General features: G+C 71.2%; 4 protein-coding genes and 1 pseudogene. 2 read left to right on the top strand and 3 right to left on the bottom strand.

Annotated elements, in window-relative coordinates; genetic code table 11:
• On the top strand, positions 1-1,123 hold a 1,123-nt coding region (locus AC08ON_RS00945), incomplete at its 5' end, for a Gfo/Idh/MocA family protein (RefSeq protein WP_476616294.1).
• Positions 1,124-1,236: 113 nt separating this feature from the next.
• Here the strand turns inward: AC08ON_RS00945 and AC08ON_RS00940 are convergent.
• Entirely contained in the window at positions 1,237-3,051 is a 1,815-nt protein-coding gene (locus tag AC08ON_RS00940) for a putative bifunctional diguanylate cyclase/phosphodiesterase (protein ID WP_476606112.1), read from the bottom strand.
• Between the two features lie 618 nt (positions 3,052-3,669).
• Positions 3,670-3,825: a hypothetical protein gene (locus tag AC08ON_RS00935; RefSeq protein WP_476606113.1), complete on the bottom strand. Its 156-nt coding sequence runs from the start codon at positions 3,823-3,825 to the stop codon at positions 3,670-3,672.
• A 345-nt stretch (positions 3,826-4,170) separates the two neighbouring features.
• Here AC08ON_RS00935 and AC08ON_RS00930 point away from each other — a divergent pair, with 345 nt between their 5' ends.
• A complete protein-coding gene (locus AC08ON_RS00930) occupies positions 4,171-5,049 on the top strand; it encodes a glycosyltransferase family 2 protein (RefSeq protein WP_476606114.1) in 879 nt (292 codons plus the stop codon).
• On the opposite strand, the pseudogene AC08ON_RS00925 reads toward AC08ON_RS00930, so the two are convergent.
• A pseudogene (locus AC08ON_RS00925) lies at positions 5,028-5,400 on the bottom strand (class I SAM-dependent methyltransferase); the annotation flags it as partial. The gene AC08ON_RS00930 and the pseudogene AC08ON_RS00925 overlap by 22 nt on opposite strands.

Below are 5,400 nucleotides of genomic sequence, written 5' to 3'. Positions count from 1 at the left end.
GGCCGTGGACGACACGCTCATCGGCTGGTCCCCGATGTCGGGAGCACCGGTGGGCCCCGGCGCCGTCGACCGTCTCGTCGCCTGGCTCGCAACCGAGTGGACCGGGGCCCGCCCCGGGGATCGTCCACTCGCCGGGGTCAGCCCGATCACGGAGAGCACCCGGCGCTATGGCCCGCCATCCGCGTCCGGACGACCCACCGCTGTCCTGTTCGGGTTGGGACACTATGCCAAGACGCAGATCGTCCCGCACGTCCGTGATCACCTCGACCTCGTCGGTGTGCATGAGATCGACCCCGTCCAGCTGGGCACCCGGCGACCGGACCGATGTTCCTGGGACACCGCGGCGCTGCTCCGGGACGGGGAACGGGCCGACGTCGTCCTCATCGCGGGCTACCACCACACGCACGCGCCGCTGGCCCGGGATGCGCTGCGGCTCGGCTCGGTGGCCGTCGTCGAGAAGCCCGTTGTCACCACGGAGGAGGATCTCGACCGGCTGGTGAAACTCCTTCACGCCGGCGGGCGCCTGTTCGCCTGCTTCCAGCGACGCCACAGCCCGATGAACGCCTGGCTGCGCTCCGACCTGCGCCTGGCCGACGGCAACGAGCCGCTGATCTACAGTGCCGTGGTGTACGAGGAACCGCTTCCCCGCCGGCACTGGTACCGCTGGCCGTCCTCACGCACCCGGCTGGTCAGTAACGGCTGCCACTGGATCGACCACTTCCTCTGGCTCAACGACTTCGCGCCGGTCCGCCGGAGCACGGTGGCCCGCTCCCGCACGGACACCTTCACGGTGTACGTCGAGCTGGAGAACGACGCGGTCCTCTCGCTCGTGCTGACCAGTGCCGGGGGCAGCCGGCACGGTCTGCGGGAACAGTCCCAGCTGCGCGCGAACGGCGTGACGGCCACCATCGTCGACGGTTCGCAGTACACCGCGGAGGCCGGGTCCCACATCCTGCGGCGGCGGCGAGTCAACCGGCTCGACAGCTACCCGGCCATGTACCGCGACATCTGCGCGGGCATCGTGGCCGGCGCCCCGGGCGAGGACGCACGGCAGATCGCCGCCGTCGCCGCGCTCACGCTACGGCTGGACGCCGCAGCCTGCCGGGATGGGCCCGAACCCTGATCATCGGAATCACGGACATCGGGGATATCGGGGTCCTGGCGCCGACGGCGCCCGGACCCCCGAATCGGACCGCCCTCACGGGCCCGGTGCGACCGCCACGCCATCGCCCGCCATCAGGACGCCGCAAGGTCGGCCGGCACCCGGCACCCGACCGCCCGCCGGGTTGCCGGTCCCGCCGCTGACGGCCGCGTGGGCGCGACGGCCTCGACCGCCGGTGCCACGATTGGGGAGATCGGGGACTGTGCCGCGCAGGTGTCGACCGGTCCCGCCACGGCGCGCAGCGCGGTCCCGGGATGGACGGCAAGCCTGCTGCCCCATTCCCGCAACCAACCGACGACTCGTTCCCCCGCCATCGGACGTGACACAAAGTACCCCTGGACCTCGTCACACTGCCAGGCGGCGAGAGAGGTCCAGGAACGCTGCGTTTCGACCCCCTCCGCGACAATCCGTAACCGCAGCGCATGTGCCAGGGAGACCGTGGACCGCACGATCTCGGCCGCGTCCGGATCGCGGTCGAGGTCACGCAGGAAGGTCCGGTCCAGCTTCACCTCGTCGGCCGGGAGTTCGCGCAGGTACGACAGCGAACAGAACCCGGTGCCGTAGTCGTCCAGGCTGACCCGCACACCGAACCGGCGCAGCCCCGCCAGGGTTCCCTGCGCCAGCTCCCGCGCCACGATGAGGGAGTCCTCGGTGACCTCGATGACAAGCGCCGAGGGCGGGAGCCGGTGCCGGGCGAGCGCGGCCCGCACCACGCCGACGAAGGCGCGGTCGACGATGACCGACGCGGGGACGTTCACCGACACCGCGAGCGGGGCACCCCGGCCGTGCCAGCGCGCGCAGTCGGCCAGGGCCTGGTCGAGGACCTGCACGGTGAGCTTCGGCATCAACCCGGCACGTTCGATCTCCGCCAGGAAGGCGTCGGGCTGCCGCACGCCGTCGACCGGATGGCGCCAGCGGACGAGGGCCTCCACACCGCTGATCCGACCGCTGCGCAGATCCGCCTTGGGCTGGTAACTCAGTTCAATCTGGCCGGAGTCCAGCGCATGGCGCACCTCGGCCCGCAGCAGCAGGCGGGCACGGTTGATCGGTGGATGGTCGCGGGCGTAGACGGTCTGCCCGTGGCGGCCCCCCTTTGCCAGGTACATCGCCTCCTCCGCGTGACGAAAGAGCTCCAGCGCGCCACGGCCGTGCTCGGGGGCATGGGCGATCCCCACGCTCGCCTCGGGCCGCACCGGAGTTCCCGCGAGTGGAACGGGCAGTTCCAGCACCTCCCGCAACCGCCGAGCGACCTGTTCGGCCCGGGCCACGTCGGCGCCGCGCAACAGCACGGCGAACGCGTTGCCGTCCACCCGGGCGAGCAGATCCGATCCGGACAGCGCTCCGCGCAGCCGGCAACCCACCGTGGCAAGCAGGCGGTCCCCATGCTCATGCCCGAGCGCCCCGTTGACATCACGCATCCGATCGAGATCGATGAGCAGCACCGACACGGACGTCGCGCCACGCGCCCGGTGCTCACCACCCGTGAGACAACGGCTGGCGACGTCGAGGAAGTACCGTCGGCCCGGCAGCCCGGTCAGCTCATCCACCACGCCGCGCCGCGGCCACGCACGGCCCACGCCTCCCCGGGGATCCCACGGCTGGACGTCCGGGCCGGCTGAACCGGCCAGACCGTTCGCGTCGGCCGGACCGTTCGGACCCGGCCAGACCGCCGCGGCGAGGATCGCCACCGCGATCGACAACGCCGCGGCCGCGAGCACCACGCACGACAACGCGACCGGCGACGGCGCGGGCCCGCCCCATCCGCCGATGAGACAGAGCAGTCCCAGAAGCAGACCCAGCGCACCCCCCATCAGGGCGGCGACCCCCGAGACCGGCCGGACCAGCATCGACCGGGGCAACACCGACCGGAACAAAACTGACCGGACCATCGTCGCTCCACCCGCAGCGCATCCATGACCTGGACGAGCACGCGGACCGACATCGCCGGTCCGCGTGCTCCCGGGGGCAGCCGTCCCCGCCTCGACCTCGTGGCGCAACCACCGGCGGCTACCCGACAGGCGGCCCGACGGGCGGCCCGCACCGCCGTGCCGGATCGTCGAGCCACGCCGTATCCGATCCCGCCCATTCATCGAATTCCCCCGAAGCCGATCCCGCAATGTCCTTGAGTGAGCTGCGCCCCTGGGCGAGCCGCCGCAGCCGGTCGAGGTTGGCCGCCCACGACGTCACCGCCGCCGGCATCACGCGTCTGGTTTATCCCCGCGCTATCCGAGCGTAACGTGCGCCAGTTCGCAGGGTATCCGATGCCCGACTTTCCACCGGCATCGGCTCGGTCCGTGGCCGCCGACACCGTCGTTGGCCAACCGCCGGGGAACACTAATCACCGTGAAGGGCACCGGCGAAATCCAAACCGTTGCCGCCCGGGACCACACCGTGTCCATTCCGGGATATCCCCACCAGGGGCGGAGATCGTACAGTAATCAGCTCCCTGCCCGGCACCTCAGCGGGTTCCCCGGGCATCGGACAGGTGGCGTCGAACCGAGTCGGCGCTACCACCTCAGATTCGGTGACGCGATACGCGTGGTAACGGTCTCGCACCTCGACGGGGAAGGGATCACAACCTTCAGCTCATCGAGACGACTAAACAGTTTTCTATATGCGGTCCGATGTCCGGCAACCATGACATTCCCCAGCTCACCGGGCATGGCGGTCCCCGGAATATGTCCGGGACCCGGCGCAGGACGGTGGCGGGGACACCTTCCACAATGGCCGGCGAATGGTTTGGACCGAATCGTGGGACACACCGAATCATGGAGCACGCAGTATCGCCGGCCCCTCGCCGGCCCCTCGCCGGCGCGTGCCGCCGGGAGTCCACCGGACCGGCAGGCCGGATGGGCGCGGGGACCACGCCGGCGGGTCACACCAGCACCCCACGCCTCACTCACCGTTACATGAAGAGGCACTTCTGTTACCCTCGATACTCATTCCGAGCCGTGGAGGCTCGTCGCCCGCCGGACCGGATGCTCTACCCGAGCGACGCAGGGGGTCCGATGAAGACCGTGGCGGTGATTGTCCACTGGGGTCCGCACCGGCCGACCGTGGAGCTTGCGAGACGGCTCGACGGCAGCCCCGTCATCGCCCAGGTGGCGGTGGTCGCGAACGACCGGTCGGACCGACCCGACCACCTGCCGGCCTCGGTCGCCTGGATCCTGCCGCCCCGCGACCTCGGTCTCGGCGGAGGCTTCCGGCTCGCCAGCCACGGCTACCCCGCCGCGCAGGCCTATCTCCTGATCGGCAACCACGTCAGGATCCCGGACCTGGCGCTACGCGCCTGCCTGGATCTGCTGGCCGGGACGAACATCGGCGTGGTCGCGCCCACCCTGGTCGACAACGACGGTCGGCGCTCGGGCCCGGCGCGGCTAAGCCCGGTCCTGGCGGCGCCGAAGGCCCGGCGTCCCCCCGGCGACCGCCCCCTGGCTGCCGACTGGGTCGCAGGCACGATCATGTTCGTCAAGGCGGACTGCCTGCGGCGGATCCCCCTGGACGGCCGTTACTACCTCGGGTTCGAGGATGTCGACTTCTGTTACCGCGTCCGGGACGCCGGATGGAGCGTCGTGGTCAGTCCGCACCGTGCACAGCGCGTCGGGAGCACGACCGTCCCCCGGCATGGCGACGCCTACTACGGGGTGCGCAACCGGCTCTGGTTCGCCCGGGTCCGCGGATGGCGGACCCGGGCCGCCTTGATCGCTCTGGCGACGGCGGTCGTCGTGCTACCCCGCGCCGTCGCGCTGGACATGCTCCTCGGGCACGGCACCCGGACCTCGGCCCTCGTCCTCCACGGCCTGCTGGACGGTCTCTCGATGCTTCCCCCGCCGGGAGAGGCACGTGACGACGAGCCGCGCGCCGCTCACTGGACAAGCTGGCCGTAGTCGGGCTGGTCACCAGACGGCGCGGACCGTTGCCGCACCACGGCAACGCCGGACGCGCCGATCCGGCGCGTCACCTGTGGCGCCGCGAGGAACAGCGCCTGCCAGGCGAACATGTTCGGCCACCGGTCCAGCACGCGGCGATCCCACCGCCGCACCAGGTCCCCGGGGAGCAGCTCACGGGTGCGCCACCACGGCAGACCACCGGTGGTGGCGGTGGCGACGATGCGCAGTCCGTTGTCCTCCAACAGCCGCCGGGCCGAGTCGACGGTGTAGAACCGCAGGTGGGTAGCGTCCATGAGACCGGTCTCGGTGTACTCAAACCGACCCCGCAGGAACAGTGCGCGCTGCCGG

The organism is Frankia sp. CoWAU3 (genome assembly GCF_977971855.1).
The sequence above is the reverse complement of the archived record's forward strand: the minus strand, read 5'-3'. Positions and strand labels throughout refer to the sequence as shown.